Origin of the sequence: Paraburkholderia panacisoli (assembly GCF_008369935.1) — a bacterium.
GTDB classification, from domain to species: Bacteria; Pseudomonadota; Gammaproteobacteria; order Burkholderiales; family Burkholderiaceae; genus Paraburkholderia; species Paraburkholderia panacisoli.
In genome coordinates, this window is record NZ_VTUZ01000015.1 from 112,548 (window position 1) to 125,690 (window position 13,143).

General features: G+C 63.5%; 11 protein-coding genes. 5 read left to right on the top strand and 6 right to left on the bottom strand.

The genetic code is table 11. The features are described from left to right. Positions 1 to 48: 48 nt before the first annotated feature. Positions 49 to 1,182 (top strand): RNA-guided endonuclease InsQ/TnpB family protein, encoded by a 1,134-nt coding sequence (locus FVF58_RS22830; RefSeq protein ID WP_149672114.1) that lies wholly within the window; start codon positions 49 to 51, stop codon positions 1,180 to 1,182. A 237-nt stretch (positions 1,183 to 1,419) separates the two neighbouring features. Here the strand turns inward: FVF58_RS22830 and FVF58_RS22835 are convergent, their stop codons facing one another. Next, positions 1,420 to 2,643, bottom strand: coding sequence for an acyl-CoA dehydrogenase family protein (locus FVF58_RS22835; protein WP_149672115.1), 1,224 nt, complete (start codon positions 2,641 to 2,643; stop codon positions 1,420 to 1,422). A gap of 102 nt (positions 2,644 to 2,745) precedes the next feature. Then, entirely contained in the window at positions 2,746 to 3,519 is a 774-nt protein-coding gene (locus FVF58_RS22840; protein ID WP_149672116.1) for an SDR family oxidoreductase, read from the bottom strand. Positions 3,520 to 3,784: 265 nt separating this feature from the next. On the opposite strand from FVF58_RS22840, the gene FVF58_RS22845 reads away from it, so the two are divergent. Next, positions 3,785 to 5,590, top strand: coding sequence for an acyl-CoA dehydrogenase (locus tag FVF58_RS22845; protein WP_149672117.1), 1,806 nt, complete (start codon positions 3,785 to 3,787; stop codon positions 5,588 to 5,590). Between the two features lie 22 nt (positions 5,591 to 5,612). Here FVF58_RS22845 and FVF58_RS22850 read toward each other — a convergent pair whose 3' ends face one another. Continuing rightward, a complete protein-coding gene (locus FVF58_RS22850; protein ID WP_149672176.1) occupies positions 5,613 to 6,407 on the bottom strand; it encodes an IclR family transcriptional regulator in 795 nt (264 codons plus the stop codon). 440 nt (positions 6,408 to 6,847) lie between these two features. Between FVF58_RS22850 and FVF58_RS22855 the strand changes: the two genes are divergently transcribed. Next, the gene (locus FVF58_RS22855) at positions 6,848 to 7,222 is read left to right on the top strand and encodes a BON domain-containing protein (RefSeq protein ID WP_149672118.1); all 375 of its coding nucleotides are present in this window, start codon (positions 6,848 to 6,850) and stop codon (positions 7,220 to 7,222) included. Between the two features lie 141 nt (positions 7,223 to 7,363). Here FVF58_RS22855 and FVF58_RS22860 read toward each other — a convergent pair whose 3' ends face one another. Further along, positions 7,364 to 7,933 (bottom strand): helix-turn-helix domain-containing protein, encoded by a 570-nt coding sequence (locus tag FVF58_RS22860; protein ID WP_149672119.1) that lies wholly within the window; start codon positions 7,931 to 7,933, stop codon positions 7,364 to 7,366. A gap of 399 nt (positions 7,934 to 8,332) precedes the next feature. On the opposite strand from FVF58_RS22860, the gene FVF58_RS22865 reads away from it, so the two are divergent. Beyond that, complete coding sequence (locus FVF58_RS22865; RefSeq protein ID WP_149672120.1) at positions 8,333 to 9,727, top strand: LLM class flavin-dependent oxidoreductase; 1,395 nt, start codon at positions 8,333 to 8,335, stop codon at positions 9,725 to 9,727. Positions 9,728 to 9,816: 89 nt separating this feature from the next. Further along, on the top strand, positions 9,817 to 10,332 hold the full coding sequence (locus FVF58_RS22870; protein ID WP_149672121.1) for a flavin reductase: 516 nt from the start codon (positions 9,817 to 9,819) through the stop codon (positions 10,330 to 10,332). A 62-nt stretch (positions 10,333 to 10,394) separates the two neighbouring features. Here the strand turns inward: FVF58_RS22870 and FVF58_RS22875 are convergent, their stop codons facing one another. Continuing rightward, positions 10,395 to 11,540, bottom strand: coding sequence for a DUF1501 domain-containing protein (locus FVF58_RS22875; RefSeq protein WP_149672122.1), 1,146 nt, complete (start codon positions 11,538 to 11,540; stop codon positions 10,395 to 10,397). Positions 11,541 to 11,545: 5 nt separating this feature from the next. Further along, positions 11,546 to 13,087 (bottom strand): DUF1800 domain-containing protein, encoded by a 1,542-nt coding sequence (locus FVF58_RS22880; RefSeq protein WP_149672123.1) that lies wholly within the window; start codon positions 13,085 to 13,087, stop codon positions 11,546 to 11,548. Positions 13,088 to 13,143 lie beyond the last annotated feature (56 nt).

Consider the following 13,143-nt stretch of genomic DNA (forward strand, 5'->3'; position numbering starts at 1 on the left):
CTTCTCCAACATTTGAATCTCACGCAAACTAACGATATTGTGTGAGGCATGGACATTAAGCTCGCATACCGATTTCGGTTCTACCCAACGCCTGGGCAGGAAGTGATTCTTGCCAGGACGTTCGGGTGCGCGCGCTTTGCCTATAACCACATGCTGCGGTTGCGTACCGATGCGTGGTATCAGCGGCAGGAACGAGTCGGCTACCACGAAACCTCCGCTGCGCTCACGGCGCTCAAGAAAACACCTGAGCACGCATGGCTGAACGAAGTCAGTTCGGTTCCTGTGCAGCAGGCTTTGCGCCACTTGCAAACGGCATTCGCCAACTTCTTCGCCAAGCGCGCGAAGTATCCGAATTTCAGGCGCAAGGATGGCGTGCAGTCTGCCGAGTACACGACGAGTGCATTCAAATGGGATGGCGTATCGCTGAAGCTCGCAAAGATGGATGTGCCTCTCGCGATCCGCTGGTCACGCACTATTCCGCAGGGCGCGAAAATAACGACCGTTACCGTGTCGAAAGACACGGCCGGGCGATACCACGTTTCTATGCTCTGCGATGACGTGGTGGCCGCCAAGCCCAAAGCGCAATCCCAAGTCGGTATCGACCTGGGCCTGACGCATTTCGCCATTCTTTCGACGGGCGAGAAGATCGCTGCGCCGAATGCGTTCCGCAAGAACGAAGCCAAGCTCGCCAGGTTGCAACGGCGACTTGCAAAGAAGCAAAAGGGTTCCGCCAATCGCAAAAAAGCGAAACTCAAAGTCGCACGCATGCATGCCAGGACGGCAGATTCTCGCAGGGACTTCCTGCATAAACTTTCGACCCGGTTGATAAACGAAAACCAAGTGATCGCCATCGAAAGCCTGTCCGTCAAGAACATGCAGAAGAAGCGATCTCTGGCGAAGTCGATCAGCGATGCAAGCTGGTCTGAATTCGTCGGGCTACTTGAATACAAAGCGCAGTGGTACGGGCGCACGCTGGTCGGCATCGACCGCTGGTATCCATCCAGCAAGCGATGCAGCGATTGCGGGCACACCGTCGCCAAGATGCCATTGAATGTGCGTTCGTGGACGTGCCCGGAATGCGGCAGCATCCACGACCGCGACATCAACGCTGCGCGCAATGTTTTGGCCGCCGGACTGGCGGCGTCAGCCCACGGAGAAAGCGTAAGTCCCATGTCTTTCTGAGATGATTTAGGGTTGCCGTCTGTGAAGTGGGAATCCCCTTCCTTTAGGGAGGGGAGCAGTCAAAGGCGTCTCCTGCTTGTCGGGCGCGCTTCGCTCGCGTCCGCCACACGGGCGGACGCACTGGAGTTTTGTGCGTGGTTCGGCGCTGGGCTTCTCGCTCGGCTCGAGGTTCAGCGCTGGAGTCAGCGCTAAAAAAGTCGGCTCGCCATATACGGCGTCGTTAAATTTCACGCGCGTTCAATGCGCGAGACGACGCCCCAGCTCCATGCTCGCGATCGCATTGCGATGCACTTCGTCGGGACCATCGGCGAAGCGCAGCGTGCGTGAACTCGCGTAAGCGCGCGCGAGGCCGAAGTCGTCGCTGACCGCGCCGCCGCCGTGCACCTGCATCGCCCAGTCGATCACCTGGCAGGCCATGGTCGGCGCGGCCACTTTGATCATCGCGATTTCCTGGCGCGCGTCCTTGTTGCCGACCGTGTCCATCTTGTGCGCGGCATTGAGCACGAGAAAGCGCGTCTGGTCGATCATGATCCGCGCGTCGGCGATCCGTTCGCGCGTCACGCCCTGGTCCGCGAGCGGCTTGCCGAACGCGACACGTTCGAGCGAGCGGCGGCACATCGCTTCGAGCGCGCGTTCGGCGCGCCCGATCAGGCGCATGCAGTGATGAATGCGGCCCGGTCCGAGCCGGCCTTGCGCGATCTCGAAGCCGCGCCCTTCGCCGAGCAGCATATTGCTCGCCGGCACACGCACGTTTTCAAAGGCGATTTCGGCGTGGCCGTGCGGCGCGTCGTCGTAGCCGAACACCGGCAGGTGGCGCAGCACCTTGACGCCGGGCGTTGCCATCGGCACCAGGATCATCGACTGCTGCTGGTGCCGGTTCGGATGATCCGGATTGGACTTGCCCATGAAGATCAGGATCTTGCAGCGCGGATCGTTCGCGCCCGAGGTCCACCACTTGCGGCCGTTGATCACGTAGTGATCGCCGTCGCGCACGATGCGCGCTTCGATATTGGTCGCATCCGACGACGCCACTTCCGGCTCCGTCATCGCGAACGAGGAGCGGATCGTGCCGTCGAGCAACGGCAGCAGCCATTGCTGTTGCTGCTCATGTGTCGCGTAACGCACCAGCGTTTCCATGTTGCCGGTGTCGGGCGCGGAACAGTTGAACGGTTCCGCGCCGATGTGCGAGCGCCCCATGATTTCGCACAGCGGCGCGTATTCGAGGTTCGTGAGACCCGCGCCGTATTTCGACTCGGGCAGAAACAGGTTCCACAAGCCGGCGGCCTTTGCCTTCTCCTTCAATTGCTCGATCACCGGCGCAGGCTGCCAGCGGTTGCCGGACTCGCGCGCGGCGTCCATCTGCGCGTCGAAAACCGCCTCGGCCGGATACACATGCTCGTCCATGAAAGCGCTCAGGCGCTTCTGCAAACTCTTGACCTTGTCCGAGTGTTGAAAATCCATGCGGCGTCTCCTTGTTTTTTTGCGTAAGCGCAGCGCGCTCGCGCCGCGCGTTGATCGCTGCGATCGCTGCGATCACTGCGATCTGAAACGGTACGCCTCGCCTCAGACGATGATCGCCCCCCCGTCCACCGCGAAGTACTGACCGGTGATGTGACGCGACGCATCGCTCGCGAGAAACACCACCGGACCCTTGAGATCCTCCTCGCCGCCCAGACGCTGCAACGGCGTGCGCGCGACGATCGTGTCTTCGAGTTTGTCGAGCAGCCCCGCTGACATCTTCGACGGGAAAAAACCCGGGCAGATTGCATTGACGTTGATGTTGTACTTGCCCCATTCGGCCGCCAGCGCGCGCGTGAAATTGATCGCCGCGGCCTTCGACGTGTTGTACGCGATCGTGTTCATGCCCGCCGGCGAGCCCTTGAGCCCCGCCACCGACGCGATGTTGACGATCTTGCCCGCGCGCCGCGGGATCATGCTGCGCTTGCCGACTTCGCGCGCGAGAAAGAACGGCGCGTTGACGTTCAGGTTCATCACCTTGTGCCACGCTTCGTCCGGATAGTCCTCGGCCGGCGCGCCCCACGTGGCGCCCGCATTGTTCACCAGGATGTCGATGCGGCCATGCGCGCCTAGTACTTCGTCGACGAGACCGGGTATTCCCTCGAAGCGCTGCAGATCGTTCTTCACGGTCAGCACCTCGATGCCACGGCCCTGCAGATGCGCCTTCGCTTCGGCGAGTTCGTCGGCCTTGCGCGCGGTGATCGCGACGCGGCAACCCATCTCGCCGAGCGCTTCGGCCATTTGCAGACCGAGTCCGCGCGAACCTCCGGTGATCAAGGCAACCTTGCCGTCCAGTTGAAACAGGTCTTTCACAGACATTGCGTCGCTCCTCCAGTGTGTTCTGCTATGCAGATTTGGATTCCATATTTGTCGACCATCATACGTGCCGAAATTCGGCGTGTAAATAAAAGCACGATCATTCACTTTCAATATAAACTGACACGTATCGTCGCTGTGTGGCTTATCGGGATTACCCGCATAGCGCGCTCTCTCAATCGAACAGTGCCGAGTCTCAGCGCACGTTTTGTTGCGCCTCGCGCAGTTGTTCTGCATAGCGGCTTAACTTTGGACGAGGTCGACTTCCATGCAAGATGCGCTGATCATCAATACGCGTGATCTGGATTTTCAGCTATTCGAGGTACTCGAGGCCGAGACGCTCACACGACGCGCGCGTCACGCCGACCATAGCCGCGAGACCTTCAGCGCCGCGCTCGAAACCGCGCATGCGGTGGCCGTCGAAAAATTCGCGCCGCACAACCGTCTGCTCGACGAGCACGAACCGCAATTCGACGGGCAACGGGTCTCGATGCCGGATGAAGTGAAAGAGGCGCTCGACGCGTTACGCGGCACCGGCTTTCTCGCCGCGGGCAAAGACTACGAATGGGGCGGCATGCAGTTGCCGTCGCTGATTTCGTTTGCGTGCCTGTCGCTCTTCAAGAGCGCCAACATCGCGACGTCCTCTTACGCCATGCTGACCACCGCGAATGCGAACGTGATCGAACGCTTCGGCAGCGCGACGCAAAAACGCAAGTACCTGCAGGCGCTTTTCGAAGGCCGCGCATTCGGCACGATGGCACTCACCGAACCGCAGGCGGGCTCGAGCCTGTCCGACCTCGTCACCACCGCCACGCCGAACGAAGACGGCACCTATTCGATTCGCGGCAACAAGATTTTCATTTCAGGCGGCGATCATGAATTGAGCGAGAACATCGTCCATCTGGTGCTCGCGCGCATTCCCGGCGGCCCGCCGGGGGTCAAGGGCATATCGCTGTTCACCGTGCCGAAATTCCATGTCAACGACGACGGCAGCCTCGGCGCACGCAACGACGTCGCGCTGGCGGGTTTGATTCACAAGATGGGATGGCGCGGCACGACATCGACCATGCTGTCGTTCGGCGAGCATGGCGAATGCGTCGGCGAACTGGTGGGCGAACCGCATCACGGCCTCGCCTATATGTTCCACATGATGAACGAGGCACGCATCGGCGTGGGCCTTGGCGCCGTGATGCTCGGCTATCGCGGCTATCTGGCCTCGCTCGACTACGCACGCGAGCGGCCGCAAGGACGCCGCCCCGACAACAAGAATCCGCTCGATCCGCAATTGCCGCTGATCGAACACGCGGACGTGCGCCGCATGCTGCTTGCACAAAAGGCCTATGTGGAGGGCGCTTACGCGCTCTGCCTGTATGCGGCGCGTCTCGTCGACGAGCAGCACACCGGTGAGAGCGACGCCGCGCGTGCCGACGCGGCGCTGCTGCTCGACCTGCTGACGCCGGTGGTGAAATCCTGGCCGTCGCAATGGTGCCTCGAAGCGAATAGCCTCGCGATCCAGATTCACGGCGGCTATGGCTATACGCGCGAGTACCCGGTCGAACAGTTCTATCGCGACAACCGGCTGAACATGATTCATGAAGGCACGCACGGCATTCAGGCAATCGACCTGCTGGGCCGCAAGGTCGTGATGAAACAGGGCGCCGCGCTGGCACTGCTGACGCGCGAGTTCCAGCACACAATCGACGCGGCGCGCAGCCACGCGCCGCTGCATGCTCATGCGCAAGCGCTCGACCACGCGTGGCGCGATCTGAGCCTGACCGTCGAAGCGCTGCTGCCCACGCTGGCTCATGAAACCGAACGCGCGCTCGCGAACGCGAATGCCTTTCTCGAAGCATTCGGCCATATCGTGATTGCGTGGACCTGGCTGAAACAGGCGATCGTCGCGAGCACCGCCCTACCCGGCGCGCGCGATGAAACAGACGCGGACTTCTATCGCGGCAAGCTGTACGCTTGCCAATGGTTCTTCCGCTGGGAATTGCCGCGTGTCGCGTTGATGCTCGCGACGCTGCGCAGTCTCGACGACACCACGCTCGAGATGGCGCCGCAGTGGTTCTAGGCGATGAAGATCGCGCGGCCGCTCAATGCACCAGCGCGATTTCGAGTTGCGTGACCACGTCGATCAGGCGTGGCCGCACTTCTTCGAGCAGAAACTCTTTCGAGAGTTTGAAGGACGGGCCGCCCACGTTGATCGCCATGATCGGCAGTTCGCCGCCCGGCTGGAACGCGCGCGCAATCCCGTTCACGTCTTTCTGCCAGTCGCCGAACGAGGTCGTCACGCCGAGCGTGTGGTAATCGTCGAGCGCTTTCTCGATGCCGCGCCGCGTCTTGGGCCACGCGACGTGGTCGAGCTCGCGCACCTGCTCCATGAAGCTAAGACGATCATGCTCGGGAATCGCCGCGAGCCACGCGCGGCCAATCGCAGAGGTCGCGACCGGGATGCGCGAGCCGACTTCGAGCGTCAGCGTGAGCGCCACCGAGCCTCGGCAATTCTCCACGTAGATCATCGAGAGCCGGTCGCGCGTGCCGAGCGACACCGTCGCGCCGGACACATCGGCCAGCTCCTGCATCACCGGCCGCGCGATCTTGCGCACGTCCAGACGCGCCAGCATCGCGCTGCCGAGCGCGAGCGACGCGGTGCCGAGCCGGTACTTGCCGCTCTCCTTCAGATGAATCAGGTAGCCCAGCAGCGTCAACGTGTGAGTGAGGCGCGAGACTGTCGACTTGGGCAGCCGGCAACGCAAGGCCAGTTCCTGATTGCTCAACGATTTGTCGCCGGAACGAAAACAGGCCAGCACTTCGAGCCCGCGTGCGAGCGCCGTGACGAAGTGCCGGTCGTCCTTGTGCGCTTCGTGCGCCGTGCGGGTTGCGAGCACGGGCGGCCGCGCCGCTGAAGTCGTGGTCTGCGCCTTATCGTCGACGCTTGGGCCGTCGATCGTCGGATCGACCTGGCTGTGATGGGCTTTGCTCAAAACGGAACGCGCTCCCGCGAAACGGTTGCATCTGAAGGACAAACCGTGAGGCCGGGTCGAGGCTGATCCGGGCTGCGGAATTATAGTCCGAAACCTGAAACACTTTTAATCCGGACTGTTGACGAGTGAAGCGCGCGAGCACGCCGACATGTCCGCCGACGCAACACCTGCACCAGTTTTTCCAGCGTGAGCGCGTTGGCTGGAGTATTGTTTAAGCGCGCCGGGAGCGCGGAGGCATCACTCTTCTATAAGACGGACGCTCCACGCGGGCCACGACTTGCTCGCAAGCGCGCGTTTTTTTGCATGCAACGAAGCGACATCAACTTTTCGAGGATGGGAAAAACGTGAAAACAGTCAATCTTTTGAAGGCGCTCGGTATCGCGTTGTGTGTGGCAACCGCCTCCAGCGCTTATGCCCAGGCCAGCGACGCCATGGCGGCGTCGGGTGAGATGGCCGCTCCAGCCACCAGTGCCAAATCAACTCGCGCAGCCGACCGCAAGCTGGGCCGCGACGTGCGGCGCGCGCTGTCGAGAACGCAGGGCTTCGACGTATCGAACGTGTTCGTGCGAGCGCGCGGCGGCGCTGTGACCTTGACCGGATCGGTGCCCGTCGGCGGACAGATTCAGCAGGCGGCGGACGTGGCGAAAGGGGTTCCCGGCGTGACGTCGGTGACCAACAGGCTCACGCTTGGCGTGCAAGGCGGCGGTGGTGGAGGTTAAGCGCGCAACGGTCGATTGGATGACCACGGGTGGCACCGCGAATCGTGGATTGCGAAGCGTACATCGCGAACCGCGAATATGGGGCGCCGCCCGCTTTCGTGATCTGGCGGATTTTGCCGGTTTCCCCGGTCGTTGAAACCCTCAGCGTCGAACGAGGCCGACGACGTAGCGGCACACCTCATCGCCCGCATTGCGGAACTCGCACTCGACCGGCGCGCCGAGTTGCAGACAATCTCCCGCTTCGAGCCGGTAAGCCTGGCTGCCCTCGCGAAACGTCAACACCCCTTGCGTGACCCAGATCTGCTGATGCTGAAACACGAATGCATCCGATGGATAAGGCACGCTCACGCCCGCCGGCAATTCGATCTCCAGCAACTCCAGCACCCCGCCGGTAGGCGGTGAAATGCGCCGCCGCGTGTAGCCCGTTTCGGGGTCCCGCCAGAGCGCCTGATCCGCATGACGCACGAGCCGCTCGCCGGTTTGTTCGGCGAGCGCCAGCAAGGTCGACAAGGTCAGCCCGAACGCCCCCGACAAACGCCCGAGCACCGTCGCGGTGGGGCTCGCCTCGCCGCGCTCGATCTTGCTGATCATCGCCTTCGACACGCCCGAGCGCTCCGCCAGTTCGCTGAGCGACCAGTTGCGCGCTTCGCGCTCGGTCTTCACGCGCGCGGAGATGGCCTGGGTCAGATCGATGGCGGCGGATTCGGACATGGGAGTCGCTATGGATGAAGTGGGCACCGCAAAATTAGGGTATTCGGATTATCGTGTTGAAACGCGTTTAACCGTAAGAATCCTTTGACGTTACCTTGGCTGACCAGGACCGGAAGTGCAAGTCGACATCTTGACTACCCTACAGCTTTCCACACGAAAATCCGATTAGCCCAAAATCATATCGAAACGATGCCGCTTTTAATGGGCGGCTCGCCGGGTTCAAGCATCGCGCAGATATGACGCGCAGAAGTGAAATGTCGTCTTGTATAGTAATTTTTTGTCCATTATATTAAACACATCAACTCGATGCGCAAGCGCTGCCCGGTACTGCCGGCAAACCATCATTCCTCGATTCGAAGGCAAACCGCAAGCATTCGTCCACCTTAGCCGGAAGACACTATGCCGAAGGAAATCGTTCTCAACGCATTTGACATGAACTGCGTAGGCCACATCCAGCAAGGCTTGTGGACCCATCCGCGCGATCAGTCCACTCGCTATACGGACCTTCAGTACTGGACCGACTACGCCCGCACGCTGGAAGCGGGGTTGTTCGACAGCATCTTTTTCGCCGACGTGGCGGGCGTCTACGACGTCTACGGCGGCAGCCCCGACGCGGCGCTGCGTGGCGCGGTGCAGGTGCCGGTCAACGACCCCATGCTGCTGATCCCGGCGATGGCCGCGTTCACGCGTCATCTGTCGTTCGGCGTCACGTCGAATCTCTCGGTCGAGCAACCCTATCTGTTCGCGCGGCGCATGTCGACACTCGATCATCTGACGCGCGGCCGGGTCGGCTGGAACATCGTGACGGGCTATCTCGACAGCGCGTCGCGCGCGATCGGCCTGAGCGGCCAGATGGCGCACGACGACCGCTACGACCTCGCCGACGAATATATGGAGCTGGTCTACAAACTGTGGGAATGCAGTTGGGAAGACGGCGCGGTGCTGTGCGACAAAGCGCGCGGCGTCTATGCGGACACGGCGAAGGTGCATGTGATTCATCACCACGGCAAGCAGTATCGCGTGGACGCGCTGCATCTGAGCGAGCCGTCGCCGCAGCGCACGCCGGTGCTCTACCAGGCCGGCTCGTCGGCGCGCGGCAAACGCTTCGCGGCGGCGCATGCGGAGTGCGTGTTCGTCAACGGCCAGGCGAAGCCCGCGGTGAAAGCGATCGTCGACGACATTCGCGCTCATGCGGTCGCAGGCGGGCGGCGCGCGGACGACATCAAGGTGCTGCTCGGGCAAACGGTCATCACGGGCCGCACCGAGCGTGACGCGCAGGAGAAGTATGAGGAGTACCGGCGCTGCGTCAGCTCCGAAGCGGCGCTCGTGCATGCGGCGGCGTCGCTCGGTATCGACTTCGCGCGCTACGACCTCGACGAGCCGATCGAAACCGGCAAGAGCCAGGCGATCGTGTCGAACGTCGAAGCGATGACGCGCGCCGCCGGTCCGCAATGGACCAAACGCAAGCTGCTCGAACAGATGATGCTCGGCAGCCGGCAGACGCCGCTGGTCGGATCGGCCGAACGCATTGCCGATGAGTTGATCGCGTGGACCGAGGAAACCGGCGTGGATGGTTTCAATCTGTCGCGCACGGTGGCGCCCGAGTGCTTCGAGGATTTCATCGAACTGGTGGTGCCGCTGCTGCAGGAACGCGGCGCGTACAAGCGCGCGTATCGCGAGGGCACGTTGCGCGAGAAGCTGTTCGGCCATGCGCGTTTGCCGTCGACTCACACGGCGGCGCGATTTCGTTCGCCGGCTTGCGCCGAGGCGGGAACGGGCGGCGCGTCGAACTGATGCCGTGGCTGCGCGTGTTTAGTTTTGTGTCATGAGTGCGGCGCGTATCGTCGTTCAACGACACGCCGATCTTTCAGCAGAGGCTTCCCATGCTTGACAAGCGCATCTTCCGCGACGCCATGGCCGGACTCGGCACCGCCGTCAACATCATCACTAGCGATGGCGACGCAGGTCTCGCCGGCTGCACTGCGTCGGCGGTTTGCGGCGTGACGGACGCGCCGCCTACCCTGCTCGTCTGCATCAATCGCAGCAGCCGCAATAACGCGGCTTTCCGCCGCAACGGCAAGCTCTGCGTGAACGTGCTGAGCGCGGAACAGCAAACGCTCGCCGCGCACTTCGCGACCAGCGCACTGCCGATCGCGGAACGCTTCGCCGCCGCGCAATGGGAGCAGCTCGTGACCGGCGCGCCGGCGCTGCATGGTGCGCTTGCGTCGCTGGACTGCGAGATTGAATCGGTCACTGAGGTGGGCACGCATACGGTGTTCTTCTGCGCGGTGAAGGCGGCGCGAACACATGACGCTGGCGATGCGCTGATTTATTTTGGGCGGCGCTATCACCGGGTTGGCAAGCGTTCGGTGCATGCGACGCATCATGCGTGCGGTTGAAGTGGGGCGGTTGCGGCGTAATGCTCACGCCCCCACCCGCACGACACTTTCACGCACCACCATCACACGCTGACAACACCCGTGAGCGGCGTTCCCCCCGCTTTCCCAAACAGCGCCGCCGCGGTGCGCTGAGGATCGAGCCCAAGGCTCTCGCTCGCGGTGCCGGCGATCAACGCATCGAGCGAAGTCGTCGGCTTCAGGTCGCGCCCTTCGTAAAGCTCGCGCGACGCAAGACCCGGCCAATCGGCGATCACGCGCCCGCCCTGCACCGAGCCGCCCAAGACCATCGCCACCGACCCGGTGCCATGATCGGTGCCGCCCGTGCCGTTGGCCGCAGCGGTCCTGCCGAACTCGGTGGCCACCAGCACGGTGGTGCGGCTCCACAACGGGCCCATGCCGTCACGCAACGCCGCGAGCATCGTGTCGAGCGCTTTCAACTGATTCGCGAGGCGCGCATTCTGCGCGCTGTGCGTGTCCCACCCGCCGGTTTCGATCATCGCGATCCGTGGACCATCGTCGCGTGACAGAAAGCCGGCCGCGAGCTTGCCCAGGCTCGCCGGGTCCTGACGCGCGCTGGCGTCGCCCGCGAGACCGCGCGCCGTCATCGCCGACTCCCACAGCGGGCGCAATTGGGCGTCCTGCTCGTAGAGTTGCGAGACCCGTGTGAGCAGATCGTCGGGCGCTTGCGGCAATGCCGAGGGCGCATACGAGGTCACGGCCGCAGCACCGCGCAGCGCCATCGGCACGGTCGGCGCGAAGGCGATCGCGTTTTCTCGGGTGGCGGGCAGTTGCGCAACCAGCCGGTTGAGCCACCCATCCTTGACCTGATACGGCGACGCGCCGCCCGTCTCCAGCACGTTCTGCCCGTCGAAGTGCGAGCGGTCGCGATAAGGCGATGCCACCGCGTGCACGAACAGCGCCTGCCGGTTCGCATACATCGCGGCGGTCTGGGTAAGCGCCGGATGCAACGCGAAGGTGCCGTCGAGCCTAGTCGCGTTCGATGTATCAATCGCGAGCGCGCCGCGCAGCGTCGCGTAAGCAGGTTCCGCGTAGGGCACGACGATGTTCAACCCATCGGCGGCCCCGCGCTGGATGACGAACACGAAACGGCGATCGGTGGCGACGCCCGCCAACGCGATACGCGGCGACACGAGCCACGCGCCCGCGCCAGCGGCGGCGACGCTCAGAAAACTGCGACGTGACAGCATGGCATTCATCTCCGTTGAAAATCCGGCGAGACCAGCAGCAGCGCGATCGCCGTGGACGCGCTTTCCGCTCGCGCTACAGCGGTAGCCGTGGGTTCACCGAGCGATCCGGCCAGCAAGGTCTGCCCGAGCGAGCGCGCGTCGAGCCGGTCGCCGACGCGCGCGGCGAAACGCTGCGCCACTTCCACCCGGCGCACCAGCGCATCGGGCGCGGCCCAGCTCGCCGCGATGTCGTCGTATCCGGCGGGCGAGCCGGGGCGCCATACCGGCTGGCCGAGCTGCGTGAGGATCGGCGCGCTTTGCAGATTGCCGAGGTCCTGCCAGCCGAGTCCGCGCATCGAAGAAATGGTCCACTCCCACGGCGTCTTGAACTTCACAGCCGTCGGCGACCACGCTTGCGGCGTATCGAGCAACGCGCGGTACACGGTCGGCAGATCGCCGCCGCTGCGCTCGAAGGCATTCGCAAGACGTTCGCTCACGCCCGGCGGCGGATTGTCGGCGACGAAGTGGCGCGCCAGCTTGACGCCGATATGCTGTGCGGTCGCCGGCGCGTGTGCGAGGTCGTGCAGGATCGCGAGCGCCTGCGCTTCGCCGGGTTCGTCGTAGCTGCGTCCCATGATGGTCCGCGAACCGGGCTCGTGCAGCGCCGCGCGAAACACGAAGCTGCCGGGCGCGGCGCTTTGCTCGATGCCGCGCCGGTTTGCGTTGGCGAGGTTGCCCGTATTGCCCAGATTGCCCGGATTGCCGGCGAGACTCCAGCCGGTCAGCGCGCGCGCGAATTCGGTGACGTCGCCCTGGCTATAGCCGCTGCGCACGCCGAGCGTATGCAGTTCCATGATCTCGCGCGCGAGGTTTTCGTTCAGACCGCGTTTGCGCTCGGGGTTGCGTTGCGCCGCTCGCAGCGCCGCCATGCTGTCCGGTCCGACCGAACGGGTCTGATCGAGAAACACCTGCATGGCCGGATGACGTTCAACCGCCACCAGCATGTCCTCGAAGCGGCCGAGCACATGCGGGCGGATCGCTTCCGCTTCGAACGAGCCGGCCAGCGCGGCGACCCCGGCTTTCTCGACGGAGACCGCGAAGTGGTTGGCCCAGAAATGCACGAGGCGTTCGACGAACGGCGTCGGTGTGGTCAACGCGCTTGTCACGCGCGCATTCACTGACGCGCGGTACAGGTCGAGGATTTCACCACGCAGGGCTTTTCGTTCGGCTTGCCTGATGGTTTGGGCATTGGATTGCGCGCTGATCTGAGCATTGGTTTGCGCACCCGCGGACGCGCCGCTCGCCGCCCCCACCTGATTGACACTCGCGCCCTCCGCCGGATTCTGCCGGGCCTGCTGACTGATTTGCATGCGCTGCTGCGCCAGTTCGGTCGACAACGCCACCGAGTCGGGCTGGCTCGCCCACGCGGCCGGCCGTGGCTGATACTGCTCGAACTGTGCGAGCAGCCAGCCCTTCGGATCGGCGGGCGGCGCGTCGTCGGCACGCGCGCCCAGCCCGAATCGGTTCAGCGCAATCGCCGCGGTGTTCAGGTTCGGTGAGTTAGCCATAGCACCCTCTTCGGCATCGGATATGCGTTAAACGGCCGCGAATCGATAATCCGTCG